Genomic DNA, 26,165 nt, shown 5'->3' with positions numbered 1-26,165 from the left:
CGCCGATCTGGGTCATGGTCCTGATCACCATGGTGTTCGGCGTGGTTTCGGGCCTGGGAGTCCGGCGACGAAGGTGCCGTGCCCCACGCAGTCGGTCCCGCCCTGGCCCACCGCCTCCACCCGGCCGGCCAGGGTGGGCGCGTTCGTCGCGACACCCGTGTCCACCACGCCGACCTTCACACCCGCGCCGCTCGAGATCCGCGCGGCGCGAGACAGTTCCAGACTCCGGTGTTCCCACGGCGTGGCCGCGGCCGTGGTCGTGGACGCCTTGGTGCACGCGGCGTCGTCGGCCAGCCGGGCGCTCATGACGGGCAGTGCGACGGTCGGCCCGCTCGCGGCGGCGGCCGACGGGATCGCCAGGGCGAGCGTCGCGGTCAGCGCCGGTGGCAGCAGGAGCGAGGCGCCGGAGCGTACGAGGGTCCGGCGCCGGTCACGCGGGCCGGGGCCCGCGGGGTTCCCTCGTGGCGTGCCGATCATGCGGTCAGCTCCTGCCGTCGGGACGGTCATGCGGTCAGCTCCTGCCGTCGGGACGCGTCCTGGGGGAGGAGGAGCCGCAGATCCTCGAAGCTGGGCGCCGTCATGCGGCTGATGCGTCCGGCCTGACGCGTCATCATGCCTTCCAGGACCTGCCGCGCCAGGCGGGCGTTGCCGAAGGAGCGGTCGCGGGGCAGTGAATCGAAGTACTCGCGGAGCACCTGCCCGGTGCCGGGGCCGCAGTCGTAGCCGGAGGCCGCCGCGTGGGCCCGCACGATCGTGACGAGTTCACCGGAGGAGTAGTCGGCGAACTCGACGCGCCGCGAGAACCGTGAGGAGAGCCCAGGGTTGGAGGCGAGGAATCCCTCCATCTCCTCGGTGTATCCGGCGACGATCACGACGACCTCGTCGCGGTGGTCCTCCATCAGCTTCAGCAGGGTGTCGACGGCCTCACGGCCGAAGTCGGAGGGCGAGCCACCCGCCGGGGTCAGGGTGTACGCCTCGTCGACGAACAGGACCCCTCCGATCGCCCGCTCGAACACCTCGCGGGTCAGCTGCGCGGTGTGGCCTATGTAGCGGCCGACCAGATCGGCGCGGGACACCTCGACGAGCTGACCGCGGGGCAGCACGCCGAGGGAAGCGAGCAGCTCGCCGTAGAGGCGCGCCACGGTCGTCTTGCCCGTTCCCGGCGGACCGGTGAAGACGAGGTGGTGGCCGATGCGCGGTACGGGCAGCCCCGCCGCCGCCCGCTGCCGTGCGGTGGACAGGAGGTTGACGAGGTCGGTGACGTCGCGTTTGACGGCGGCCAGCCCCACCAGGTCCCCCAGTCGGGCCAGCGGGTCCATCTCGTCGGACGCCGCTTCCCCGTGCACCGCCGCCGCTTCCTCGGCGCCGACGTCCTCGGGGAGCAGCAGTTGCAGATCGCTCGCTGAGATCTCGGCGAGGCCGGCGAGCCGGGTCGCCTGGCGGTCCACCATCTCCTCGAACACCCGGCGCGCCTCACGGCCGTTGCCGAACGTGGCGTCCTTGGGCATGCGGTCGAAGCGGACGGCCAGTGCCTGGAGGGTCGATTCGTCCAGCCGGTACTGGTGGCTCTCGCACATCTTCTCGACGATGGCGACGAGTTCGGGCACGGCGTAGTTCTCGAACTCGATGGTCCGCGAGAAGCGCGAGGCGAGGCCGGGGTTGGAGGCCAGGAAGTCGTCCATCTGGGAGGAGTAGCCCGCCGCGACGACGACCACGTCGTCGCGGTGGTCCTCCATCAGCTTCAGCAGGGTGTCGACCGCCTCGCGCCCGAAGTTGGCGCCGGAGCCCCGGCCGTCGGAGAGCAGCGTGTACGCCTCGTCGACGAACAGCACGCCGCCCAGCGCCCGTTGGAACGCCTCGGTGGTCTTGATCGCGGTGCCGCCGACGATCTGGGCGACGAGATCCGCCCGGGAAACCTCCACGAGATGTCCCGAACGGAGCGTGCCGAGCCCGGCGAGGATGTTGCCGTAGAGCCTGGCCACGGTGGTCTTGCCGGTGCCCGGCGGGCCCGCGAAGACGAGGTGCCGGCTCATCGGCGGTGCCGGCATGCCCAGCCTGGCCCGGCGCTGGGCCAGCTGGGTGAGGTTGACCAGGGTACGGACCTGCTGCTTGACGTTGTCCAGGCCGATCAGCTCGTCGAGAGCGGCCAGGGAGGCGTCTTCGCCCGAGCCGTCGCCGCGCTCATGGGTGCCCGGGGAGGCGGCGGGGTCGGTGTCCGCGGCGTCGCCGACGCCCCACGCGTCCCGCTTGGCGTTTCCCGTACTGGTCAGACCGTCCACGGCGACGCGGTCGCCCGCCTTGGCCTGGACCAGGCCGCCGCCCTTGTTGTCCCGCACGGTGCAGTTGATCAGGGAGACCGGTGAGTCGGTCTCGATGCGCACGCCGTCCTTGCCGCTCGCGGTGATCTCGCAGGAGTTCAGGGACGCCCGCCCTCCGTCGGCGATCAGCACGCCCTGCTCGCCGCTCTCCCGGGCCGTGACGCGGGTCGCGGTCAGATCCCCGTCCTTCTCGACCAGAACGCCGTGCTGGGCCGCCGAGGTGATCGCGCAGTCCCGTACGGTCATGGTGCCGTCGCCGCCCACGGAGAGCCCGGCGCCCTGCGGCGCCTCCACCGTTCCCCCGCCGACGTAGACGTTGCCGTCGTCCTCGACTCGGATGCCCGCGCCGCCGGACCGCTGGATCAGGCAGTCTTCGAGGCGCCCCCTGCCGTCCTTGGTCACCTCCACGCCGTGCCCCGCGGGGGAGATGATCCGGGCCCGGCGGACCAGCGGATTGGCTCCGGTGCGGATGGAGATGCCGGCGCCCTTGGCGTCCACCACCTCCAGGCGGTCGAGTTCCGCCGCGGACTCTTCCTCCAGCAGCAGTCCGGCGTCCGCGCAGTCACGTACCGTCAGGCCGACGAAGACCGGTGAGGAGAAGCCGGTCACCCGGATCGCGGGCGCCTGGCAGGAATCCGCCCAGCAGTCCTCGAACGTACCCCGCGAACGATCCGTGACGAGCACCGCGTGTTCCTTGGCGCGGGCCACCCGGCAGCGGCGCAGCAGCGGGTCGCTGCCCTGCCCCACCGCGATGCCCACGCCGGAGGTGTTGGTCACCCGCACGTCCTCCAGGACGGTGCGCGACTCGCTGGTGATGAACACACCTGTGGTGGTGTCGTGCAGCACGGTGCGCAGTACGTGGAAGGTGCTGCGGCCTTCGAGCGCCACCGCGGGTTTGTCCGTGGCGGAGATGTCGCACTCCTCGACCGAACCCTGGGCGTCGCCGTTGGCGAGGATGCCGTTGCCGCGGGCGTCCCGGATCGTGCAGCCCCGTACGGTGACACGTCCTTGCTCGCCGATCACGACGCCCGTGGTGCCGAGGTGTTCGAGCGTGGAGGACTCCACCGAGCTCTCGGCGGACGAGGTGACCACGACGCCGGCGCCCGCGCCGTTGGTGACGCGGCAGTCCCGCAGGGCCAGGGAGCCGGTGTTGCGGGCGAGCAGGGCGGTCCAGGAGGAGGCCGCGATCTCGCAGCCGTCCATCGCGACCTGTCCCCGGGGCGCGTCCACGACCGGAAGTTCCTCGTCACGCCCGCGCAGCACCAGGTCGGTCAGCATGACGGCGTCCGCCTTCAGCGTCAGGGCGGTGCCCCGGCGGGGTGCGATCTCCACGGTGCCGCGTGCCTGGGCCGCGACCATGGTGACCGGCGTGGTGATCGTCAGATTCTCCGGGTAGGTGCCGGGGAGGATGCTGAGGACCGCGCCGCTGCGTGCTCTGGCCAGCGCCTCCCCGATCGTTGACAAGCCGTCGGCGCTGTCCGGGCCGACGGTGAGTACCTGGCGAGACACGCGGGTTCCTCCTCAGACGGCACCCCGTGAGCCACGGACCAGAGGTACCTTGCACGGGCGGCGCCTCTTCTGCCGGGCGCCGAGGTCGCGGGGTGGTGGACCCGGTGGACACACGGACAAACTCGCGGCAAGTACCTGTTTCCTGCCGTCGGTCGATGCCGACACCCACACGATTGCCCGGTGTCCCCTCGGCCACCCTGGGTACCAGAGTAGTTGAGGTTTGTCGGCGTGACGGAGGCACATACCTGCTCCATGACGGAGCCGTCCGCTCCGGTGTCAGGTCCGGGTGTTTCAGAAGCCTCCCTCCGTGTCGGGGCTCCTCCTCCGCTGCCCCCGGTGTCACACATGGCTGGTGTAATGTGCGCGCCGTCGCAGTGAGCGGACCGCCCGGACCGACGACGGCGAACGGCAGGTCTACTCCCCCGCGGAGAACGGTTTCACGGCCGCCGGAAGCGACGGCGAGGAGCGGTGGATGCCTGGCCGCGACCGTGAGCCGACTCCGCGACGGCGTCCGGCGTGGACGCCGTCCGGGTACGCGTGCATCCGCCGCGTGACGGGTGCGCGGCTTCCGGCGCGCCGTCCGCCGCGCCGGTTCGATTCCACGTCGTCGGACCGGTAGAAAGCGCGTGTCCCCGGGACGGCTCGACTTCGTCCGATCCACGTGTGAGGGCGTGTCGGCCCGGCGACAACCGTCCGTACCACCTCCTGCTCCATGTCTCGTGTCCTCCTCGGAAGGAACCATGCAGCCTCCACACCCGCCCCGGCCGGGGCGCGATCTCCCCAAACGCGTCCCAGGCAGTGCCAAGAAGGTCAGTTCCGCCTCCGCACCGGCCACGGACGCACCGGCCACGGACGCACCGGTCCCGGACGCCGCGCCGGACGACGCCGCACCTGCCGCACCGGCCGCACCAGCGCGGGAATCGCGGTCGGCCCCCACGGCCGGTCGGGACGGCTCCATGCCCCGGCTCACCCAGGTCTCCTCGTTCGGGTCCCGCGGGAACGCCGGCGCCTCCCGGGCCGGGGCGACGTCGGCGGACACCCTCGTGGAAGACCGGTCCGCCGGGAAACGGCGCCGCGGCGGCCTCTTCGGCCGCCGCGGTGACAAGGCCCAACGCGACGGGTTCCGCGGCGCCCTGGGCGTCGTGGGCGTCGTGGGACTGCTCTCCGCGGGCGTTCTCGGCCTGATCCTCGTCCTCGTGAACCAGGACGACGGCGGACAGCACGGCAGCGCCTCGGTGGTCGTGGACGCAGGCGACTACGGTGCGGACGACGTCGCGGGGCTCGACACTCCGGCGCCGCCGTCGGCGAGCGCGTCCGGAACCAAGGAGGACGGGAAGGCCGACCACCGCGAGGCCGGCAAGTCCTCGGCGAGCCCCTCCGCGTCCGCCTCGCCCAGCAGCGGTGCGTCCGGCAAGGATACGAAGGCCCCGGACAAGGACCCCGCCGCCGCGGCCGAGGACGGGCCCCGCACGGGAGCCTCGTCCGCACCGGCCGGGGTGGGCATCTTCAGCCACGACTCGCAGCGCTGCCTCGACGTGGTGGGTGGCAAGGCCGTGTCGGGTACCCGGCTGATGATCTGGGACTGCTCCGGTTCCGTCTCCCAGCACTGGACCTTCCCGTCCGACGGAACCATGCGTGTGCTGGGCATGTGTGTGCAGCTCGCAAACGGCTCCACCGCCGACGGGGCCGTGCTCCAACTCGCCGGCTGCAACGGCGGACCGGCGCAGCAGTTCGAGCTGAACTACCGGCACGACGTGGTCAGCAAGCTCGCCGACAAGTGCGCGGACGTCCAGGACGAGGGGACGGCCAACGGCACCCGGATCCAGTTGTGGACGTGCAACGGCCACGACAACCAGAAGTGGTCGGAGTCCTGAGCCACTGCGGCCCACCGGGCGGCTCCCGGCGACCGGGGCACCGGCCGCCACCGACCGACGCACCCGTGCCGTCCGGGCCTTCGACGCGGACGGCCGGGACTCCCGGGGGCGGAACCACCAGGGCCTTCGGCCACCGCCACGAGCCTGCGTTCTGAACACCGCCACGGCGCAGGACTCACCGGGTGCGGCATTAGAATGGCCGGGCACCGACGGAGGGACGCAGATGCCGGGCTTCGCATGGACGCGGGCGACGGGGACCTCGCGGGCCGTCTGCTACGCCGGGTGCGCGGCGGACGCCGCCCCTCTCGGTACCCGCACGGCCGGGCGCGGCGGGAAGCGGATGGTGCGCGATGCCCGCCGTTGACGCGGCGTTCGAGGACTCCGGCAATTCCCTCGTGGGCCGCGAACGCGACCTGGACCTCGTCCGTGAGTTGCTGGACCGGAGCCCGGTCAGCACCCTGCTGCTGTCCGGGGAGCCCGGCGTCGGCAAGTCCTCCCTGCTGGACGCGGTGGCCCGCGCGGCCTCCCGGGACGGTACCCGGGTGCTGCGCGCGGCCGGAGTCGAGTTCGAGGCGGATGTCGCCTACGCGGCGCTGAACCAGATCCTGTTCCCCCTCCACGGCATCCTGGACCGTCTGTCCTCTCCCAGCCGGGAGGCGGTGAACGTCGCTCTGGGGTTCAGCGCCGGGCCCGCGCCCGAGCGTCTGCTGGTCTGCAACGCGGTGCTGGCACTTCTGCGGTCGGCGGCCGAGGACGGGCCCGTACTGCTCGTCGTGGACGACCTGCCCTGGGTGGACCGGGCGAGCGCGGCCGTCTTCGGCCTCGTCGCCCGGCGGCTTTCCGGCGGGCGCGTCCGGTTCCTCGCGGCCTCCCGCACCAAGGTGGCGAGCTTCTTCGACGGCAGCGGGCTGCCCGCATACGAACTGCCCGCCCTGGACACGGAATCAGCCACCCGTCTCGTGGAACTGCGTTTCCCCGACCTCGCGCTGCCCGTGCGACGGCGTCTGCTGGACGCGGCGCAGGGAAACCCGCTGGCCCTTCTGGAGCTCCCCGACGCGCTCCGCGCCGACCAGCGCCGGGCCCAGGAGGTCCTTCCCGCCGTACTGCCGCTGGGCGCACGCCTCCAGTCGCTGTTCGTCTCCCGGGTCCGGGTGCTGCCCGAGGCGACCCGGACGCTGCTGCTGCTCGCCACTCTGGAGGGCAGCGGTGACCTGGGTGTGCTGTCCTCCGCGGCCCGGGAGTCGGACCAGCACGCTGACCTGCGCGACCTGGACCCGGCCGAGCGGGACGGACTCGTCCGGGTGGAGACCTCCCCGCGCCGCCTGGTGTTCCGGCACCCACTGATCATGTCGGCCGTCGTCGAGGCGACGACCAGCAGCGGCCGGCGGGCGGCCCATCTGACCCTGGCCCAGGTGCTGGCCGACCGGCCGGAGCAGCGTGCCTGGCACCTGGGTGAGGCCACGCTGCAGCCGGACGAGGAGGTCGCCCTCCTGCTGGAACGGACCGCGCGGCTCATCCAGAACCGCGGGGACGCGGTGGCGGCGATCGCGGCGCTCACCCGGGCCGCCGACCTCAGTCCGCGGGACACCGACCGGGCGCGTCGGCTGGCGGAGGCGGCCTATGTGGGTGCCGAGGCGATCGGCGCGCTGAGCAGCGCGTCGACCCTGCTGGAGGACGCCTGGCGCGCGGACCCCGGGTACGGGGCGTCGCTGCGCTCCGCGACCGCCGCCGTCCAGCTCGTACTGAACACCGACGGCGACCTGGCGACGGCCCACCGCCTTCTGGTCGGTGCCATCGAGGAGGGCGACCACGGCTTCGACGTGGAGGACCCCGCGCTCATCGACGCCCTGCACTTCCTGCTGCTGCTGTGCAACTACGGCGCCCGCGAGGAGCTGTGGGCGCCGTACTACGCGGCCGTCGCCCGGCTGCGGCCGTCGCCCCCGCCGCTGCTGCTCGTCGCCGCCCGTGCCTGGGGCGATCCGGCCCACATCGACGCGGCGTCGCTGCGGGAGCTGGACGAGATCATCGACGGCGCGACCAAGGAGACCGACCCGGCCCGGGTGGTGCGGGTGGGCACGGCGGCGGTGTACCCGGACCGGCTGTCGGCGGTGCGCGAGGCGTCCTGGCGGCTGGTGCGGCAGGGCCGCGAGGGCGGCCCGGTGCGCAGACACATCGGCGCCCTGCTGCACCTGTGCCTGGACGGCTACCACCGCGGCAGGTGGGCCGAGGTCCTGGATCTGTCCGAAGAGGGTCTGACGCTGTGCGAGAGGTCCGGGTACACCGTCTGCACCTGGTTCTCCCAGTACACGAAGGGTCTGGTGACCGCGTCACGCGGGGACACCGGGACGGCGCACGCGCTCGCCGACGCGATGATCAACTGGGCGGCGCCGCGTGGCATCAGGGAGGCCGTCCACTGTGCCCTCCACGTGCACGCCCTCGCGGACATCGCCGACGGCGACTTCGACTCGGCGTACGGGCGTGTGAGCGCCATCGGTCCGGCCGGCAGCTTCCCCCCGTACGTCGCGCACGCCTCGTGGGTCTTCTTCGATCTGGTGGAGTCGGCCGTCCGCACCGACCGGCGGGCGGAGGCGGTCGCGCACGTACGTGCCCTGCGCGAGGAGACGAACGTCGCCGGGCTGTCGCCCTGGCTGGGCATGCTGGCGGACGCGGCCGAGGCACTCGTGACGGAGGACGCCGCCGAGGCCGCCCGCCTGTTCGGAGCGGCGCTGGCCACCCCGGACGCCGAGCGGTGGCCCTTCGTCCTGGGGAGAGTGCTGCTGGCCCAGGGTGAGTGGCTGCGCCGGTCGCGGTCGTTGTCGGAGTCCAAGGCTCCGCTGACCGCCGCGCTGGACACCTTCCGGCGGCTGGAGTCCACCGCCTGGGCGGAGCGTGCCCGCAAGGAGCTGCGAGCAGCCGGCCGGGCCGTACCGCACCCCGACGACGGGGACGGGGCCGGGGCGGGGGCGACCCTCACGGCGCAGGAACGGGAGATAGCGGAGCTGGCCGCGACCGGACTGACCAACAAGCAGATCGCCGAGCGGCTGTTCATCTCGCACCGCACGGTCGGCGCCCACCTGTACCAGATCTATCCGAAGCTCGGCATCGCCTCCCGGGTGGCGCTGCGGGACGCGCTGCGGCGGCCGGACGTCGCGCCCGCCGGGGCCGCCGCCTCGCCTCCGGTCTCCCCCCGGCCCGCGGCGCCGGGCCTGCACCCGCCGGTGTTCGGTTCGACGCCGACGTACACCGGTTTCTGAGCCACGCGAGCGGTCGGAGGTCCAGGGTGGGGTGCCGGCAGCGGCACGGTGGGGACGAGGACGTGCGCTGCCTCGGCGGACCGGCACCCGCTCCGACGTTACGGGCCGGGGCCGTATCCGGACCTCTTCATCCGCGCTCGGCGAAGGGTGTGGCCTTGGCCGCAGGTTCCTCGATTCGGTTCTCCCATGCCCTTCTCACATGTGCTGCTACTCTCCGAGATACATGTGAGTAATGTGTTCCAACCTGCAGGAGGAGACATCCATGGCCGTCGCCCATTCCGACTCCGACGCTCCGGGCATCGACGTCGGAGTCCTGCTTCCGGTGGTCGTCCACTTCGACGACCTGGACCCGATGGGCCTCCTGCACAACGGCCATTACCAGGTGCTGGTCGAGCGGGCGTGGGGGGCGTTCTGGCGCGGCCAGGGGGTCGGTGGCAGCACCGGTCTCGAAGGGGACGGCTTCAACGTCGCCAAGTCGTTCGACATCACTTACGACCTTCCCGTGTCCGGGGTCGGCGAGTACGCGGTACGCCTGTGGATGGAGCGCATGGGGGCCACCTCCGCCACCGCGGGTTACCAGGTGTGTTCGGCCGACGGAAAGACCACCCACGCCCACGGCGGGCGCACGGTCGTCCGCCTCGACCGCGCCACACTGACGCCCACGCCCTGGTCCGAACGGACCCGGGAGATCGCCCGGACCATCGGCTTGCGCCGGCAGAACGTCTGACCCGGCTTCGCCCGGACCGGTGTGGGCCGGGCCTGCGGCCCGGTCTCGGCGACCGGCATCTCGGACGCACCCCGATGGTCAGCGGGCAAGGTGGTGAGCCCCGCCGGGCCGGGCCCCGCCGGCCGACGGGGCCACGGTCGTGCCCGGGCCGGAACAGGGCGCGGCCTCACGCGCCGGTGACACGCGGCACGGTGTGGAGGTCTCCGTACCGGCCGCCGCTGACCCGCGCCGGGTCGAACAGATCGTCAAGTTCGGCCACGTCGTCCGCGCTGAGCCGGACCGCGGTCGCCGCGAGGTTGGCGCGGACGTTGGCCGGTCGCGTGCTGCCGGGGATCGCGACGACGTCGTGGTGCCGGGCCAGCAACCAGGCGAGCGCGATCTGTGCCGGGGTGGCTCCGGTCCCAGTGGCGAACCGCTCCAGGCCGTCGACCAGCCGCCGGTTCCGCGCGAAGTTCTCGCCCTGGAACTTGGGGATCGTGGACCGGAAGTCGTCCGAGGCGAACTCCGCACCGCGGTCGAGGGATCCGGTGAGCATGCCGCGCCCCAGCGGGCTGTAGGCCACGAAGCCGATACCCAGGCGGCGGCACTCGGGCAGCACCTCGGACTCGACGCCGCGCTCCCACAGCGAGTACTCGCTCTGGAGTGCCGCGACGGGATGGACCGCGTGCGCGCGGCGCAGGACTTCCGGGGTCACCTCGCTCAGGCCGATCGCCCGGACCTTGCCCTCGGCGACGAGCCCGGCCATGGCGCCGACGGTCTCCTCGACGGGGACGGTCGGGTCCAGCCGGTGGTAGTAGTACAGGTCGATGCGGTCCGTACCCAGGCGCTTCAGACTCGCCTCGCAGGCGGCTTTGACGTAGTCGGGGCGACCGTCGAAGAAGCTGCCGCCCCCGGGACCGGGGCGCGCGGAGAACTTGGTCGCGACGACCGCACGGTCCCGGCGGCCGTGCAGGGCCCGTCCCAGCAGTTCCTCGTTGTGCCCGAAGCCTGCCACCGCCCCGCCCGGGACGGCGCTGCCCGCCCCGTAGTAATCCGAGGTGTCGAAGAGCTCGACGCCCTGCTCGATCGCGTCCCGGACGGTGGCGACCGAGACGTCGGGGTCCACTGCCCCGTAGAACTGCGACATCCCCATGAGCCCCAGGCCGACAGGCCGTACCGAGATGCCGGAGCCGCCGAGCGGGGTGCGGGCCACGGGTGTGGTGCGTTCGGTCACAGGTTGGATCACTTTCGTCTCGAGTTCCTTGCTTGCCGGCCACCGAAAGGGGCCGCCGGACATTGGCCGTCGCCACCACGGGTCCCGTACACGGGGTGTCCGATCGTGGTTCCGCCGGGAGTCCGCCACCGCCCGCCGCTCGCGAACGGAGCGGCGGGCGGACCCGGCGTCGGGAGGGGGCCACGGGAGGTACGCCGCCCCTGTCGCGTCACAGGATGTGCGGCGCCTTGGTGGTGGTCGCCAGTACGGTCCGCGGCAGGAGATCGGCAAGTTCGTCGTAGGACCAGGGGCCGCTCTCCTCATCGCGGAAGACGGTCCGGGTCTCGACGGGATGGCTGTAGAGACCGATCTTCCCTCCGCCGGCCCGGAAGACACAGCCGGTCACCTCGGCCGCGGCGTCCGAGGCCAGATAGACGACGATCGGCGCGACCATACCCGCGTCGGCCCGCGCCTCCTTGGCCTTCAGCCGTCGTTCGCTCATGGCACCGGCCGCCACGAGCGCGGCGTCACGCTGCTTGGCGTCCTCCGTCATCCGGGTCAGGGCGAACGGCGCGATGGCGTTGACGGTGATGCCGTCGCTGTCCAGTTCCCACGCCAACTCGTAGGTCAGACTCACGACTCCGCCCTTGGAGGCGGCGTACTCGGGGTTGCCGATCGGTGCGGCCCACTGGTTCGAGCAGGTGTTGATGATGCGCCCGCCGCCGTACTTCCGCAGCACCGGGACGGCGCTGCGGCACATCGCGAAGGTTCCCTTGAGGTTGACGTCGAGGGTCAGCCGGAAGTCCTCCTCCGTCACCTCCTCGATCGTGTGCTGGCGGACGATTCCGGCGTTGTTCACCAGGATGTCGAGCCGCCCGAAGGTCTCGACCGCGGTGGCGACCACCCGGGCCGCACCGTCCCAGTCGGCCACCGACTCATAGCTGGCCACCGCTTCACCGCCCTGGGAGCGGATGAGCTCGGCCACCTCGTCGGCCGGGCCACGGGCGGCTCCGATTCCGTCGGCCTTGACCCCGACGTCGTTGACGACGACCTTCGCGCCGGCGGCTGCCAGTGCGATCGCCTCTCCCCGGCCGATGCCTCGGCCCGCGCCGGTCACGATCGCCACACGGCCGTCCAGCGGTCCTCGCTCAGTCATGGTTTTCTCCTCGCACCACATGTGTCGTACGCGCGCTCTTGGAAGGCTTCAGCGCGCAGCGCCTGCAACTCGGAGCGGCGCCGTGGGCGCCGGTGAGCAGATGGGTTCTCGGGTCCGCTCCGCGGCGCTACGGCGCGGGGTCCTCCAGCAGACCGACCAGCAGGTGTTCGAGCAGGGAGGTGAGCTCGGCGGGGTCCGCTTCCACCAGGGCCGTGTTCCCGACGATGCTGCGCATCAGCCAGACGCCGAGGATCAGCGAGAGGACGAGAGCGGAGCGCTCCCGCGCCCGCTCGCCGGCGAGCAGCCCGGCGAGATGACGTTCCACGTGCTTCTGGATGCCCTGTCGCGTCATCTCGGCCGAACGCGGATTGGAGGCCGACCGCAGCGTCAGCAGGAAGGGGCTCAGTCCCTCCGCGTCCGGCATCGTGCGCTCCACCAGGGCGTCGGCGATGTCACGGCCCAGGGTCCGCGGACTGTCGCCGACCACGGTGCGCGGGGTGAAGGAGGTGTCCACCACCTCCGCGAACAACTTCTCCTTGGACCCGAAATAGCGATTGACCATCATCGCGCTCACGCCGGCACCTTCGGCGATACCCCGCACACCCGCGCCGTCGTAGCCGAGACGGGTGAAGGCGGCGGTCGCGGACCTGAGGATGGCCCTGCGGGTCGCCGCCGCGTCGCGCTGACGGCCGGGACCCTCCGTAGGCGGATCCCGAAAAGACACCTCATGTTCCATGAGGGTCAGCGTAGTCAGATCGACGAGACAAGTCTACAGTTGCAGACATTGAGTTCCGGGCAGAGCCGGCAAGGATATGTGTGAGGCACGGTTCCGTTCCGGATCATGTGTGGACGTTTACATGTGAGCACGTACGACGCAGCGGCCCCACCCGAGGGCGTGAGACGGGCGAGGGACGAGCCGCACGCGCGAACAAGGGAGAGAAGACGAATGGACAACCTGGCACGCGCGGCATTCAGGCGCCGCGTGGAGACCGAGGGACCCCTGATGATCCCGCACTGCCCCGACGCCCTGACCGCGCGTCTGTGCGAGCAGCTCGGTTTCGACGGGGGATACCTCGGCGGCGGCGGGCTCGGCCTGTCGCTCGCGGTCTCGGAGGCTCTGCTGTCACTCACGGAGCTCGCCCAGGCGGCGGCCGCCGTACGCCGTCGTTCCGCGCTTCCCCTGGTGGTCGACGGCGGGGTGGGCTTCGGCGACGCCGTGCACACGACCCGCATGGTCTGGGAGCTGGAGGCGGCGGGTGTTCACGCCATCGAGTTGGAGGATCAGGTGGCACCGAAGCGGGCCAGTCACCACCGCCACGTGGAGCACCTGATCCCGGTCGAGGAGATGATCGGGAAGGTGCGCGCCGCCGTGGCGGCGCGGCGCGATCCGGACCTGCTCCTGATCGCCCGGACCGGTGCCGTGCGGAACGAGAGTTTCGAGGCGGCCCTCGAACGCTGCGAGGCGTACTTCTCCGCAGGTGCCGACGTCGTCATGCTGCTGCCGGAGAACGAAGAACAGCGGGCCGCCGCACCGCGGCGCCTGTCCGGTCCCGTCGCCCTCCTGACGTCCTTCGACCTCCATGCTCCCGAGGAGTGGAACGAGTTGGGGTACTCGATGGTCATCGACCCGGTCACCGGCCAGGCAGCAGCCTTCAGCGCGCTGCGTGAGGCGTACGAGGCGCAGCGGGCCGGACTGCCGAGCCCGCGGCCGGCCGCCGAGTCCTTCGCCGTCTATGAAAGTCTGCAGGACCTCGCGGGCTTCGGAGAGTTGTACGACATCGAGCGGGCCACCACAGAACCCGGTACCTGACCGAGATGTACGAGGTCGCGCCGCGCCGGGTCGGCGCCACCCGCGTCCGGCCCGGTCGAGGCCGTCGTCACGGTCGCGGGAAGGCATCTCCCGGCAGGTCTCTCGGGCCGCGGCGCGGCGGTGACGTGGCGTCGGAGTCGGCCAGCAGCCCCAGGACTTCCGTCAGCATCACCAGGCCGGACCGTTGGCTGTCCGTGAGGGTGACGTCGATGGCGTCGGCGAGCCACGCCTCGCGCGCCCGCAGCCAGTGTTCCGCCTCCTCCCGGCCGCGCCGAGTGGCGGAGAAGAGCACGCGCCGACCGTCGGACGGGTCGGGATCGCGGGCGACCAGGCCGTTCTTCTCCAGTACGGCCAGGGTCTGGGCCATGGACTGCGGCTTCATGTACTCGGCGGCCGCGAGGTCGCTCGTGGTCGCCGGTGGTCCGGCCACCACGCGACTGAGGGCGGCCAGCTGACTACGGCTCCATGGGCCCGTGCGCATGCCGGTCTCGGACCGGATACGGCCGCGGAGCCGGTCCATGGACCGCACGAGCTCCACCGCCAGATCCGCCGAGGGGATGTTCTTCTCTTCCACGCTGGAACCCTACAGGCCGCCTGAAGACCATCCCTCGGGGAGGAGACCGTGCCGCGCAGGCCGACGGAGACATACGCATCCCCGACTCCGGCACACATACTCCTAGGTGTTAAGGCAAACTGTTCAGGAAACCTGTACTGTTGGTCGTCATGAAGATACGTAGAACGCCGCTGCGGCGCATGACCGAGAAGGCAACAGGAAATCCTCAGGGCCAGCTCGCCGGCGCCGTGAGCCCTGGATGGCGGTTCACCGTCCCGCTCATGCTCGGTTCGTCCCTGAACCCGATCAACAGCTCGATCATCGCGACGACGCTGATCGCCATCGGACACACGTTCCATGCCGGGGCGGCGTCCACCATCTGGCTCGTCTCGACCCTCTACCTGGCCAGCGCGATCGGGCAGCCCACCATGGGCAGGCTGGCGGGACGGCTCGGACCGCGCCGGGTGTTCGTGACGGGCCTCGTCCTGGTCGGGGTCGGTGGCGCGCTGGGTACCGTGGCGACGAACCTGCCGACCCTCGTGGCCGCACGGGTCATCCTCGGCGTGGGCACCTCGGCCGGATATCCGACCGCGATGGTGATCGTGCGACGGTGGGCAGCCGAGCACGAGTCCGCGCAGCCGGGCGGCACGCTCGGCGCACTGGCCATCGCGGCCCAGGTCACCTCCGCGCTCGGCTTGCCGCTGGGCGGTCTGCTGGCCGCGGCAGCCGGTTGGCGCATCACCTTCTTCGTCAACGTCCCCCTGGTCCTGATCGGAGTGGTCATGACGCTCGCCTGGGTACCGCGAGACCCCCCTCGCGCGCAGAGGACCGCGGAGACCGGGCCCTCGGCCCGGCTGGACATTCCTGGCATGGTGCTCTTCGCCGGCACCATAGCGTCGCTGCTGTTCTTCCTCAACGACCTGCACCACCCGCGGTGGCTGCTCCTCGCGGTGACCCTCGTCCTGTTGATCGCCCTCGTGGGCCGGGAACGCAGGACCGAGGATCCCTTCGTCGACGTGCGGATGCTGGCCAGGAACAAGGCGCTGAGCGCCACCTACCTGCGCGTGTGCATCACCTTCCTGCTCAACTACTGCATCCTGTACGGACTCACCCAGTGGCTGCAGGAGACTCGGGGCCTGTCCGCGATCGGCGTGGGCCTGCTGGTCCTGCCGATGTCGGTGTTCGCCGCCCTCGTCTCCGTCCCCTTCGCCCGGCGCGGGCTGGTGCGCTCCGCCCTGTACTGCACGGCCGTCGCGGCGGTCCTCGGTCCGGTGGGTCTGCTGCTGTTCACTTCGACCACGCCGATCTGGGTCATGGTCCTGATCACCATGGTGTTCGGCGTGGTTTCGGGCCTGGGAGTGATCGGGAACCAGGCCGCGCTGTACCAGCAGGCACCCGCCGAGGCCGTCGGCGTCGCAGCAGGGCTCATGCGGACCTTCACCTACCTGGGCGCCGTCCTGTCGTCGAGTCTGATCAGTCTGTCGTTCGGCGACCGGGCCACGGACGCCGGTCTGCACACCATCACCATCGCGCTCCTCGGCCTGGGCCTCGCCCTGCTGGCCATCACCCCGTCGGGAACACGAGGACTGAAAACCTCCTGACCGAGGTCCCCGCCGGGACCGGCCGCCACCCGCACGCGCTCCGCCCCGATCGGGCTTCGGGGCGCACGGAACGGGCCTCGTGGGTAAAACACGGCCTCGGCCGTCGACCGAGACACACACACACGCACATCGCAACGTGTGCTCATATACGGTGAAGCGAACATACCTCCAGGAAGAGGACATCCACATGGACATGCAGCTGGCCGGAAAGCGCGCGCTGGTCACCGGTTCGAGCGCCGGGCTCGGCCGCTCGATCGCGGAGGCACTCGCCCACGAGGGCGTGGCCGTCGTCGTGCACGGCAGGAACGAGAAGCGGACCGCGGAGACCGCCGACCGCATCGCTTCCGCGGGTGGCCGGGCGGAAGTGGCGGTCGGCGACCTGAGCACTGCGGACGGAGCGGCGGCCGTAGCGGCGGCCGCCCTCTCGGGAGGCACGGTCGACATCCTGGTCAACAACGCGGGCGCCTACGACCAGGTGAGCTGGACGGACGCCACTCCGGAGATCTGGGCCACCACCTATCAGTCCAATGTGCTCTCGGGAGTACGGATGATCCAGAGCCTCGTCCCGCGCATGCGGCAGAGCGGATGGGGCCGCGTCATCCAGATCGGCGGCGGCCTGGCCATCCAGCCCATGTCGGCGCAGCCCCACTACAACGCCTCACTCGCCGCCCGTCACAACCTCACCGTCTCCCTGGCACGCGAGTTGAAGGGGAGCGGCATCACCTCCAACACGGTGGCGCCCGGAGCGATCCTGACCGACCAGGTCCGCGACCTGCTGTGGCGGATCGCCCCCGCACACGGCTGGGGCGACACCTGGGAGGAGATCGAGCGGGCAGCCGCGGAGAGCTGGGTACCCAACGACACCAACCGGTTCGGGCGCCCGGAGGAGATCGCCGCCGCGGTGGTCTACCTGGCAAGCCCTCATGCCGACTATGTCAGCGGGGCAACGCTGAGGGTGGACGGCGGCACCATCCGCTCGGTGAACTGATCCGGACGGGCCGGACCTTGCCGACACACAAGAAGTCTACCGGTGTATACTTCTATCAGGACACAGTCACCCGGCCACCACGGCTCGGGAACCCCTGGAGGAGAGAACAGACATGAACCTCGATCTGGCCGGAAAGCGCGCGCTCGTCACCGGCTCCAGCGCCGGGCTCGGTGAGGCCACCGCGAAGCTGCTGGCGGCGGAAGGCGCCACCGTCGTCGTGCACGGCCGCGACAAGGAGCGTACGGAGAAGGTCGCGCGGGAAATCCGTGAGGCCGGCGGCAGCGCCACGACCGTACTCGGAGACCTGGCCGACGACGCGACCGCCGCTGATGTCGCCCGCGAGGCGACCGCCGACGGCCCCGTCGACATCCTCGTCAACAACGCCGGCTTCTACCGCCACCTGTCGTGGGCCGAGGCGTCTCCCGGGGAGTGGCAGGACACCTACAACGTCAACGTCGTCTCCGGCGTCCGCATGATCCAGCACCTCGTCCCCGCGATGCGGGAGCGCGGCTGGGGCCGGGTCATCACCATCGGCGGCGGCCTCGCCTCCCAGCCGATGAACACCCACCCGCAGTACAACGCCACTCTGGCTGCCAGGCACAACCTGGCCGTGTCCCTGGCACGCGACCTGAAGGGCACCGGCGTCACCTCCAACGTGGTGTCTCCCGGCGCCATCCTCGTGGAGGCCACCAAGGACCTCGTCACCGGCATCGGCCCCGCCCGCGGCTGGGGCGAGACCTGGGACGAGATCCAGCCCAACGCCGTCGACGCGCTCATCCCCAACGACCAGGAGCGCTTCGGCGAGCCGGACGAGATCGCCGCGGCGGTCGCCTACCTCTGCAGCGGCTACGCCCAGTACGTCAGCGGAGCCACCATCCGTGTCGACGGCGGCCTCATCCGTTCCGCGTTCTGATCCGGACCGGCCCTCACGCCGCCGGGTGCCGCAACAGTGCGCTACCCGGCGGGGCCGTCCGGAACACTTTCGGCGGCTGCGGGCGGGGCGCCACCGCCCTCACGGGTGACCGGCCCGAGCATGTCGGTGAGGATGCCCGCGAGGCACTCGTCGTCCGCCTCGGCCAGCGCCGTGGTGCCGACGACCCGGCGCAGCAGCCACGTACCCGCCACCAGCGCCAATCCGAGCTGTGCGCGGACGTCGGAGTCGGGGCCGTCGAGCAACCCGGCGAGCCGGGCTCCCACATGTGCCTCGACGCCCTGGCGGACGATGTCCGTCGCCTCCGGGTCCGCCGCCGAACGCAGCAGCAACAGGAACGGGTCGAGCTCCTCCGCGTCGGCGGAGGTGCGCTCGGCCAGCGCATGGGCGATGGAGTGCGCCAGACGCGGCGGCCGGTCACCGACGACGGTCGGCGGGGTGAAAGCACGGTCGACGGCCTGGGCGAACAGGCGGTCCTTCGAGCCGAAGTAACGGTTGATCATCATCGCGGTGACACCCGCTCGCTCGGCGATCTGCCGTACCCCGGCACGGGCGTACCCGTGCTCGGTGAACTCGACGACCGCCGCGGCGAGGATCGCCTCGCGGGTCGCGGCGCCGTCGCGTCTGCGGGCGGGTGGTGCGGCATTCACACGCATGAGCATACGCGAGGCCGTGCACGGCCGGATCGGACCCGGCGTGCGGAGCCGGGGCACGCACGTTCCCGCCGTCTCGCGGCCGGCGGCCCGGTCCGGGGGAACCAACGCCGGGCCGCCGACCGGGGAGGCGTCCGTCCGCTGCCGACGTGGACAGCGAACGGCATACGTCACCCGGTGCCGTCGCGTGGTCCAGGTGGACGCTCCCCATTGGGTAGACGGCTCCCGGGGCCCCGAGGTTCACGGCACCCGGCAGCGAGGTGTTCCCCGGGCCGCAGGCGAATCACCGACGGCCCGTCCCGGCGACATGCGTGACATCTCCGGGTCGCTCCGCGGTTTCCCTCAGCCTCCGTCACATGACTGGCGTCGCGCTGTTCGCCGAGTTCCTGCGGTGTGCTCGTGAACAGCAGTCAAACGACTGTTCCTCGGACCGCCCGTCGACTCGACCATGGAGACACCGCCGACAGATCCGGAAAGGAACCCACACCTCATGACGGTGATAAACAGCCCGTTGCCGGGCAAGGAGCGCGAGATCGCGGGGCGCGCACTGCAAGCGACCCTGGTCGATCTCCTCGACCTGTCCCTGGTGGCCAAACAGGCGCACTGGAATCTGTACGGGCCGCGCTTCCGCTCGATCCATCTGCAGCTCGACGAGGTGGTCACCAGCGCACGCGACTACGCGGACACCGTGGCCGAGCGCGCCGCCGCCCTGGGTGTCAGCCCTGACGGGCGGGCCGGCACCGTCGCGGCGACCAGCGTCGTCCCCGCCTTCCCCGCGGGATGGACGAGGGACGTGGACGCGGTCGAGTCCTTGGTGCAGACGTTCTCCGCCGTCATCGGACACGTCAGGGAACGCATCGAGGAGACCGGGCCGGCCGACGCCGTGACGCAGGACCTGCTGATCGGGCTGGCCGCCGTCCTGGAGAAGCAGAGCTGGATGTTCCAGGCCGAGCGGTCCTGACAACTGACTGGGCGCTCACACGAGAGTAACCGCCTTGACAGGTAACACCCTCGGGTGCCACTCTCTCGTCACCGGCCAGAACAGTTACTTATTCGGTGAGGAAGCCTCCATGGCAGTCGTACGGTTCCACCTCGTCTCCACGCTCGCCCCGAAGGACGTGCTGGAGGTCCTGACGGATTTCGGTCCGTCGCGCGCCGACGCCTGGCCCACGATCGATGCCGAGCACTTCGAGGTCCACGACCTCGGCGAAACCTGGGCCGAGGTCACCGAGGGCACTGCTGCCGCCTGGGAGCGTGCGCGCTACGAGTGGGAGCCGGACGGGGACACGGTCACCATCTCCACTCTCGACTCGAAGCTGTTCGGAGCAGGCGGCGGGTGGGTCTTCCGGATGACCCCGGAGGGAAGCGGTACACGGGTCGATGTCGAACTGACCCGGGAGCCCGGCACGCTCAAGGGCAAGATGCTCGCCTCGTTGCTCCCCCTGGTCGCCCCCGGGTCCCTCCGCAAGTCCTTCGCGGGGCCGCTGCGGGCGGCGTAAGTCTCACCATGACGAAAGGGCCGACAGCGTGCTGTCGGCCCTTTCGTCATGGACAACGGAACGCTCCCGACCGGGTGTCAGAGGGTGCGGGCGAAGAGAGCGGTCAGTTCCCGCCAGTGCCGTTCGGCCGCCTCGGGGTGGTAGGAGGCGGTGTCGGACTGGGTGTAGCCGTGGTGCGCACCCTCGTAGACCTCGCACCGGTGCTTGACGCCCGCGTCGGCGAACGCCCGCTCCAAGCGCAGGACTTGCTCCTCGGGCATCGACGGGTCCTCGTCGGCGTGGGCGAAGTACAGCTCGGCGGAGATCCGGTCGGCGAGCAGGTGGGGGCTGTCGGGTGCCTCGCTCGCCAGCCCGCCACCGTGGAACCCGGCCGCCGCGGCCACCCTGTCCGGGTGGGCACCGGCCGTGTACAGCGCCAGCCGGGCGCCCATGCAGTAGCCGGTGACGCCCACCGGCCCCTCGGTGACCGCCGCCGAGCCCGCGAGCCAGGCGAGGTAGGCTCCCGCGTCGCGCTGCGTCTGCTCCGGGGTGAGGGCCTCCATCAGCGGGACGATCTTCCCCACCACGTCCGGCCGGGCGGCCACGTCGATGAACTCGGGCACTTCCACGACCGGGGCGCGCCCGTTCCGGTAAAAGACGTTCGGGACGAGTACCGCATAGCCGGCTGCGGCCAGCCGGTCGGCCATCGCCTCCAGGTGCGGGCGCAGTCCGAAGGCGTCCTGGTAGAGGAGAACGCCCGGGTGGGCTCTGCCGTCGTCGGGGTGGGAGAAGTAGGCGTCGGCGATGCCGTCCGCAGCGGCGACGTCCACGAGGGTTCGGGTGACGGCGGTCATGATGTCGGTGTGCCTCTCTACGGGGAATCTGGACGATCCGGACGCGGTGCTGCCTGAGCAACCCGCACGGCTCACACGTGGAAACGCCGGTCCGCTTGCCTTGATTCCCTCTGGACGCGAAAATGCGGGAGAAAAATACATACATCGGTCGCGAAGTACTCCTGAGCAAGCGCTGGTTGAACCCTCTCGACAAGTGTGATGTGTTTGCCGAAGGCAAGACACATATGATCCGCACGGCATGCCAAGCCACATGTCATGGAGCCGGTGACCCGGCCCTTCCCTCACACCGCGAGGACGAGACTGACGTGAACGACTTCCAGCCCGGCCGCAGGCGCCTGCTCAAGATGTTCGGCCTCGGAGCGACCGCGACCACCGCGGCCATCCTCCAGGCGGACCCGGTGCTCGCCGCCACACTCGGCTACGACGAGCGGACCGGAGTCTCCCCCACCGGCTACGAAGCCCCCAAGGGCTTGGCCGGGAACAGCGCCGCCAAGCAGACCGCGCTCGACTGGATCACGGCCAACGAGGGCGCGATCACCCGGCTGAGCGACGAGGTGTGGCAGCACGCGGAACTGTCGCTGCGTGAGTGGAAGTCCTCCCTCGCTCACGCCAAGCTGCTCAAGGACAACGGTTTCGCCGTCGAGTGGGGTCCGGCGGGCTTCCCCACCGCCTTCGTCGCCACTTACGGCAGCGAGGGCCCCGTCATCGGATTCAACGCCGAGTACGACGCCCTGCCCGGGTTGTCCCAGAAGAAGGGCGTGGGTACCCACGACCCGCTGGTCTACCACTACGACGCCTACGGCCCCACCTACGGCGCCGGTCACGGCGACGCGCACAACGCCCTGGGCGCGGGTGGCACCGCCGCCGCCATCGCGGTCGCGCAGGCCATCCGCGCGGGCGGGCTGAAGGCCCGGGTCAAGCTGTTCGGCAGCGCGGGCGAGGAACAGCTCGTAGGCAAGGCGTACGCGGTCAAGGAGGGCGTCTACGACGGCCTCGACGCGTTCCTCGACTGGCACCCCTTCAACATCACCGTGCCGTTCTGGAACACCACCAGCGCGCTGGTCTCGGCCACCTTCACCTTCCTGGGCGCCTCCGGCCACGGCGGTACACCGCTCGGCAACAAGAGCGGCCTGGACGGCGCCCTGCTGATGGCGACGATGTCGGAGTATCTGCGGGAGAAGAACGTCGCTCCGTCCGGACGGTTCCACTACGCGATCATCAACGGCGGCGGCGCGCCGAACGTGACTCCGGACATGTGCTCCATCTGGTTCTTCGTCCGCGAGGGCAGCCCGGCACGCGCCCAGGTGCTCTACGAGAAGATCGTGGAGTGCGGCAAGGCCGCAGCCCAGGCCAGCCAGACCCGCCTGGTGCACAAGTTCCACTCGGCGACCTGGAACCTTCTCGCCAACAAGGCGGGAGCGGAGCTGCTCAACGACAACATGGGCCAGATCGGCGCCCCGAAGTTCACCGATGCCGACCACACGCTCGCGAAGGCCGTGCAGAAGGCACTGGGCAAGCCCGAGGTGGGCATGCCGACCGAGCTGACGCCGCTCACTCCCCCGGCCGCGGCCTACACCGGCGGCCTGGCCACCGACACCGCCGACATCAGCTGGCAGGCTCCCACCGCCGTGCTGTTGTCCGCGGCCTATCCGCCGGGCATCCCGAACCACAACTGGGGTGCCACGGCGACGGCGGCCACCAATATCGGGCACCAGGCACTGCTGTCTGCCGCCCGCTATCTCGCGGCGGCAGCGGTCGACCTGATCGAGCAGCCCGCTCTGCTGGACGGGATGAAGCAGGAGTTCAAGGACCGTACCGAGGGCGTCGGTTGGACCTCGATGATCCCGGACGGCAACCAGCCGCCGCTGTACGAACCGCCGGCCGACTTCCTGAAGGCCACCGGGCAGAGCTGGCCGCCGAAGGGCGTGGTCTGGCCGGTACCGCCCGTCGTCTCCACCGAGCAGCTGGGCGGCACGGGCCCCGCTCTCGCGCCCGTCGTCTGATCCCTCGTATACCCGTCCTCCGTTCTCCTCCCCCCACTCATCTCTCACCCGCCCGCGGCCGGCCGGAGCCGCGCCCGTAGAGCCCGCCGAGCCGGTCGGGGAGGCCCTGCCCGAGGCCGTCGCCGAGGAGCTCGCCGCCGAGCCCGAGGAGGTCGCGGAGTCCGCGCCGCGCGGCCGTCAGCGCCGCCGCGCCACCGCTCCCGCCGGTCGACCTGAGTTCACCGCCACCGAGGAGCCCGTCCGCCGCGGACGTCGCGCGACCCGCCCGGCCGTGGCCGTCTTCCAGGCTCCGGTGTTCTCCGAGCCCATGTTCCAGACCCCGGAGACCGCCGCCGCCGCGGCTGCCGCGGCCCCTCCGTACGTCGAGCCGGAGGACGAGACCGACGAGGTCGACCAGGCGCAGCAGGTCGTCGAGGCGCCCGCGCCCGTCGAGCCCGCAGGGCAGACCCCGCGTCGCCGTCGCCGCCGTCGCGGCGAGGCCCCCGAGGCCGAGCAGACCGTCGCGCCCGTCGAGCCGGAGACGGAGCCCGAGCCCGAGGCCGAGGCCGAGGACGCGACCGACACCGAGGCGGAGCACGAGGCCGCCGACGACAACGAGTACGGCGACCGCCCGTCGCGCCGCCGCCGTCGCGGTGGCCGGCGTCGCCGCCGCGGAGACGCGGGCGACGGCGACGAGGGCTACGACACCGAGCACTCCGCCGCGTCCGACACCTCCGCCGACCACGCCGACGAGCAGCAGCCGGAGGTGTCCCCCTCCGACGCCTACGCCGACGACGACAACGACGACGAGCGCCACGACTCCGCCGCCGGTGGGTCCAGCAGCAGCCGTCGTCGTCGCCGCCGTCGCCGTCGCAGCGGTGACGGGGCCGACAACGGAACCGACAACGGCATCGGCGGTGGAACCGACGACCCGGAGCGTACGGTCGTCAAGGTCCGCGAGCCGCGCGAGCGCCGGAGCCGCGAGTCGGCCGAGCGCGAGCCCGGTACCGGCTTCGACGAGGTCCAGTCCATCAAGGGCTCGACCCGCATGGAGGCGAAGAAGCAGCGCCGCCGCGAGGGCCGCGAGCAGGGCCGTCGCCGCGTGCCGATCATCACCGAGGCCGAGTTCCTGGCCCGCCGCGAGGCCGTCGAGCGCGTCATGGTCGTCCGCCAGAGCGGCGAGCGCACCCAGATCGGCGTCCTCGAGGACAACGTGCTCGTGGAGCACTACGTCAACAAGGAGCAGGCCACCAGCTACGTCGGCAACGTCTACCTGGGCAAGGTCCAGAACGTGCTGCCGTCGATGGAGGCCGCGTTCGTCGACATCGGCAAGGGCCGCAACGCCGTGCTGTACGCCGGTGAGGTCAACTTCGAGGCGCTCGGCATGGCCCACGGGCCGCGCCGCATCGAGACCGCGCTCAAGTCCGGCCAGTCGGTGCTCGTCCAGGTGACGAAGGACCCGATCGGCCACAAGGGCGCCCGCCTGACCAGCCAGGTCTCCCTGCCCGGCCGCTACCTCGTCTACGTGCCCGAGGGCTCGATGACCGGGATCAGCCGCAAGCTCCCGGACACCGAGCGCGCCCGGCTGAAGACCATCCTCAAGAAGATCGTTCCCGAGGACGCGGGCGTCATCGTGCGCACCGCCGCCGAGGGCGCGAGCGAGGACGAGCTCCGCCGTGACGTCGAGCGCCTCCAGGGCCAGTGGGAGGAGATCCAGCAGAAGTCGCGCAACACCGGCAGCTCCAACGCGCCGACGCTGCTCTACGGCGAGCCGGACATGACCGTCCGGGTCGTCCGCGACATCTTCAACGAGGACTTCTCCAAGGTCATCGTCAGCGGCAACGACGCCTGGGAGACGATCCACGGATACGTCTCGCAGGTCGCCCCCGATCTGACGGACCGTCTGTCGCGCTGGACGTCCGAGGTCGACATCTTCGCGACGTACCGCATCGACGAGCAGCTGATGAAGGCTCTGGACCGCAAGGTCTACCTGCCGAGCGGCGGTTCCCTGGTGATCGACAAGACCGAGGCGATGGTCGTCGTCGACGTCAACACCGGCAAGTTCACCGGTCAGGGCGGCAACCTCGAAGAGACCGTCACCAAGAACAACCTGGAGGCGGCCGAGGAGATCGTGCGTCAGCTGCGGCTGCGCGACCTCGGCGGCATCGTCGTCGTGGACTTCATCGACATGGTGCTGGAGTCCAACCGCGATCTCGTGCTCCGGCGCCTGCTGGAGTGCCTGGGACGCGACCGTACGAAGCACCAGGTCGCCGAGGTGACCTCGCTGGGGCTCGTCCAGATGACCCGTAAGCGGGTCGGCCAGGGCCTGCTGGAGTCGTTCTCCGAGACCTGCGTCCACTGCAACGGGCGCGGCGTCATCGTGCACATGGAGCAGCCGACGACGTCCGGTGGCGGCGGTGGCGGCAAGCGGTCCAAGAAGCGCGGCCGCGGTGGCGTGGACCAGGGCCACGAGCACGGTCACGACCAGGACCACGGCCACGACGACCAGGAGCACGAGGACGAGCACGAGTCCGAGGCCGAGGTCGCTGCCGAGGTGGCCGAGCCGAAGGCGCTGCCGGAGCCGGAGTTCGTGCCGGACGAGGAGCTGTACAGCAGCGCCGCCGAGGCGGAGGCGGCGGCTTCGCGTGGCCGTGGCCGTCGTCGGGCGACCCGCAAGGCGACCTCTCCGGCGGGTTCGCCGAAGCAGGCCGCCCCGGCGGAGCCGGTGACCCCGGTCGAGCCGACCGCCGAGCCGGTCGCCGTGGAGGACCCGGTCGTCGAGGCGCCCGCGCCGGTCGCCGAGACCCCGGCCCAAAGCCCCGAGGCCGTGGCTCCCGCCGCGCCTCGGGCCCGACGCCGGGCGACCCGTAAGGCGACCGCCCCGGCGGGCTCGCCGTCCGGGGCCGAGCAGGCGGAGATCGTCGTCGTGACGGGTACGCCCGCCGCGCGGGACGAGGTCGCCGAGGCACCCGTCACCGAAGCCGGTGACACGGCCGAGGAGGCGGCGCCCGCCAAGAAGACGGCGGCGCGCAAGACCGCCAAGAAGGCTCCGGCGAAGAAGGCGGCCCCGGCCAAGAAGGCGGCGGCCGTGAAGAAGGCGGCCCCGGCCAAGAAGGCGGCGACCGCGAAGAAGACGACGACCGCGGCCAAGAAGGCGCCGGCGAAGCGGGCGACGAAGAAGGCCGTCGCCGCGGAGCAGGCGCCGGCCGGTTCGTCCGAAGAGTGACCGCGGGCTGATCCCGCACCACCACCGGTGGGCCGCTTCCCCGACGCGGGGGAGCGGCC

19 protein-coding genes are annotated in these 26,165 nt (G+C 71.3%); 11 read left to right on the top strand and 8 right to left on the bottom strand.

The genetic code is table 11. The features are described from left to right. Positions 1-24 precede the first annotated feature (24 nt). Positions 25-507 carry a hypothetical protein gene (locus ACWD3D_RS12625; RefSeq protein ID WP_451460885.1) on the bottom strand — a complete coding sequence of 161 codons (483 nt, stop codon included), beginning with the start codon at positions 505-507 and terminating at the stop codon, positions 25-27. Then, on the bottom strand, positions 504-3,827 hold the full coding sequence (locus tag ACWD3D_RS12620) for a right-handed parallel beta-helix repeat-containing protein (RefSeq protein WP_451460884.1): 3,324 nt from the start codon (positions 3,825-3,827) through the stop codon (positions 504-506). The genes ACWD3D_RS12625 and ACWD3D_RS12620 overlap by 4 nt, the downstream gene beginning before the upstream one ends. Positions 3,828-4,783: 956 nt before the next feature. Here ACWD3D_RS12620 and ACWD3D_RS12615 point away from each other — a divergent pair. The 3 genes from ACWD3D_RS12615 (at position 4,784) to ACWD3D_RS12605 (ending at position 9,682) form a co-directional block, all read left to right on the top strand. Then, positions 4,784-5,701 carry a ricin-type beta-trefoil lectin domain protein gene (locus tag ACWD3D_RS12615; RefSeq protein ID WP_451460883.1) on the top strand — a complete coding sequence of 306 codons (918 nt, stop codon included), beginning with the start codon at positions 4,784-4,786 and terminating at the stop codon, positions 5,699-5,701. A 350-nt stretch (positions 5,702-6,051) separates the two neighbouring features. After that, a complete protein-coding gene (locus tag ACWD3D_RS12610) occupies positions 6,052-8,955 on the top strand; it encodes a helix-turn-helix transcriptional regulator (RefSeq protein ID WP_451460882.1) in 2,904 nt (967 codons plus the stop codon). A gap of 262 nt (positions 8,956-9,217) precedes the next feature. Further along, entirely contained in the window at positions 9,218-9,682 is a 465-nt protein-coding gene (locus tag ACWD3D_RS12605) for an acyl-CoA thioesterase (RefSeq protein ID WP_451460881.1), read from the top strand. Positions 9,683-9,848: 166 nt separating this feature from the next. Here the strand turns inward: ACWD3D_RS12605 and ACWD3D_RS12600 are convergent, their stop codons facing one another. The 3 genes from ACWD3D_RS12600 to ACWD3D_RS12590 form a co-directional block, all read right to left on the bottom strand. Further along, complete coding sequence (locus ACWD3D_RS12600; protein ID WP_451460880.1) at positions 9,849-10,895, bottom strand: aldo/keto reductase; 1,047 nt, start codon at positions 10,893-10,895, stop codon at positions 9,849-9,851. A 208-nt stretch (positions 10,896-11,103) separates the two neighbouring features. Next, complete coding sequence (locus ACWD3D_RS12595; protein WP_451460879.1) at positions 11,104-12,030, bottom strand: SDR family NAD(P)-dependent oxidoreductase; 927 nt, start codon at positions 12,028-12,030, stop codon at positions 11,104-11,106. A gap of 127 nt (positions 12,031-12,157) precedes the next feature. Continuing rightward, positions 12,158-12,766, bottom strand: coding sequence for a TetR/AcrR family transcriptional regulator (locus ACWD3D_RS12590; RefSeq protein WP_451460878.1), 609 nt, complete (start codon positions 12,764-12,766; stop codon positions 12,158-12,160). Between the two features lie 210 nt (positions 12,767-12,976). Here ACWD3D_RS12590 and ACWD3D_RS12585 point away from each other — a divergent pair, with 210 nt between their 5' ends. Further along, on the top strand, positions 12,977-13,840 hold the full coding sequence (locus tag ACWD3D_RS12585; protein WP_451460877.1) for an isocitrate lyase/PEP mutase family protein: 864 nt from the start codon (positions 12,977-12,979) through the stop codon (positions 13,838-13,840). Positions 13,841-13,907: 67 nt separating this feature from the next. Here ACWD3D_RS12585 and ACWD3D_RS12580 read toward each other — a convergent pair whose 3' ends face one another. Beyond that, positions 13,908-14,414, bottom strand: coding sequence for a MarR family winged helix-turn-helix transcriptional regulator (locus ACWD3D_RS12580; protein WP_451460876.1), 507 nt, complete (start codon positions 14,412-14,414; stop codon positions 13,908-13,910). A 149-nt stretch (positions 14,415-14,563) separates the two neighbouring features. Between ACWD3D_RS12580 and ACWD3D_RS12575 the strand changes: the two genes are divergently transcribed. The 3 genes from ACWD3D_RS12575 to ACWD3D_RS12565 all read left to right on the top strand — a co-directional run bounded on the left by ACWD3D_RS12575 (position 14,564) and on the right by ACWD3D_RS12565 (position 17,895). Beyond that, entirely contained in the window at positions 14,564-15,994 is a 1,431-nt protein-coding gene (locus tag ACWD3D_RS12575; protein ID WP_451460875.1) for an MFS transporter, read from the top strand. Positions 15,995-16,145: 151 nt separating this feature from the next. Further along, positions 16,146-16,982 (top strand): SDR family NAD(P)-dependent oxidoreductase, encoded by an 837-nt coding sequence (locus tag ACWD3D_RS12570; protein WP_451460874.1) that lies wholly within the window; start codon positions 16,146-16,148, stop codon positions 16,980-16,982. A gap of 112 nt (positions 16,983-17,094) precedes the next feature. Continuing rightward, complete coding sequence (locus tag ACWD3D_RS12565; RefSeq protein ID WP_451460873.1) at positions 17,095-17,895, top strand: SDR family NAD(P)-dependent oxidoreductase; 801 nt, start codon at positions 17,095-17,097, stop codon at positions 17,893-17,895. A 41-nt stretch (positions 17,896-17,936) separates the two neighbouring features. On the opposite strand, the gene ACWD3D_RS12560 is transcribed toward ACWD3D_RS12565, so the two are convergent. Next, on the bottom strand, positions 17,937-18,569 hold the full coding sequence (locus ACWD3D_RS12560) for a TetR/AcrR family transcriptional regulator (protein WP_451460872.1): 633 nt from the start codon (positions 18,567-18,569) through the stop codon (positions 17,937-17,939). A 487-nt stretch (positions 18,570-19,056) separates the two neighbouring features. Here ACWD3D_RS12560 and ACWD3D_RS12555 point away from each other — a divergent pair, with 487 nt between their 5' ends. Both ACWD3D_RS12555 and ACWD3D_RS12550 read left to right on the top strand, forming a co-directional pair. After that, positions 19,057-19,527, top strand: a complete 471-nt coding sequence (locus ACWD3D_RS12555) for a Dps family protein (RefSeq protein WP_451460871.1) — start codon at positions 19,057-19,059, stop codon at positions 19,525-19,527. Positions 19,528-19,636: 109 nt separating this feature from the next. Next, on the top strand, positions 19,637-20,065 hold the full coding sequence (locus tag ACWD3D_RS12550) for a hypothetical protein (protein ID WP_451460870.1): 429 nt from the start codon (positions 19,637-19,639) through the stop codon (positions 20,063-20,065). 77 nt (positions 20,066-20,142) lie between these two features. On the opposite strand, the gene ACWD3D_RS12545 is transcribed toward ACWD3D_RS12550, so the two are convergent. Continuing rightward, positions 20,143-20,898, bottom strand: coding sequence for a dienelactone hydrolase family protein (locus ACWD3D_RS12545; RefSeq protein WP_451460869.1), 756 nt, complete (start codon positions 20,896-20,898; stop codon positions 20,143-20,145). A 305-nt stretch (positions 20,899-21,203) separates the two neighbouring features. On the opposite strand from ACWD3D_RS12545, the gene ACWD3D_RS12540 reads away from it, so the two are divergent. Together ACWD3D_RS12540 and ACWD3D_RS12535 are read left to right on the top strand one after the other, a co-directional pair. Then, positions 21,204-22,901 carry an amidohydrolase gene (locus ACWD3D_RS12540; protein WP_451460868.1) on the top strand — a complete coding sequence of 566 codons (1,698 nt, stop codon included), beginning with the start codon at positions 21,204-21,206 and terminating at the stop codon, positions 22,899-22,901. Positions 22,902-23,172: 271 nt separating this feature from the next. Then, a complete protein-coding gene (locus tag ACWD3D_RS12535; RefSeq protein WP_451460867.1) occupies positions 23,173-26,106 on the top strand; it encodes an Rne/Rng family ribonuclease in 2,934 nt (977 codons plus the stop codon). The last annotated feature ends 59 nt before the right edge of the window (positions 26,107-26,165 follow it).

It is taken from the genome of Streptomyces sp. NPDC002690 (genome assembly GCF_053592415.1).
The sequence above is the reverse complement of the archived record's forward strand: the minus strand, read 5'-3'. Positions and strand labels throughout refer to the sequence as shown.